The sequence below is a fragment of the Limosilactobacillus reuteri genome, from assembly GCF_002254085.1.
GTDB lineage: Bacteria > Bacillota > Bacilli > Lactobacillales > Lactobacillaceae > Limosilactobacillus > Limosilactobacillus reuteri_K.
This window is the reverse complement of record NZ_NGPY01000069.1, coordinates 1-489: the sequence shown is the minus strand read 5'-3', so window position 1 is coordinate 489 and position 489 is coordinate 1. Positions and strand designations below refer to the sequence as shown.

The 489-nt window shown below is 58.7% G+C and carries 1 protein-coding gene; it reads right to left on the bottom strand.

The window, feature by feature from the left end; translation table 11 throughout:
* Window positions 1-489: hypothetical protein (locus CBG10_RS11305; protein ID WP_179231257.1), on the bottom strand; the 489-nt coding region annotated here is incomplete at both ends.

Genomic DNA, 489 nt, shown 5'->3' with positions numbered 1-489 from the left:
GGGTGCCTCACGCAGGCGAAGCACGGGCGAAAGGTGTATGACACCGACGAGCGCCTCGACGAGCGCATCAACTAGTGCCTCGACCAGTGCCTCAACTAGTGCATCAACGAGTGCGTCAGCAAGTGCATCAACAAGTGCGTCAACAAGTGCATCAACGAGCGCGTCAACGAGTGCATCAACAAGAGCATCGACGAGCGCAAGCACGAGCGCGTCAACCAGTGCATCAACAAGTGCGTCAACGAGCGCGTCAACGAGTGCGTCAGTAAGTGCATCAACGAGTGCATCGACGAGCGCGTCGACGAGTGCGACAACGAGTGCCTCGGTGAGTGCCGCCACAACTACACCAACAAGAGCCTCAACAAATGCGCCAACGAACACACCAGCAACCGCGACCACAAGCGCACAAACGAGTGACCCAACCAGCGCCACACACACTGCCACCACCACCCCGCCAGCCAACCAACCACAGCACACACCCACACTACTGCT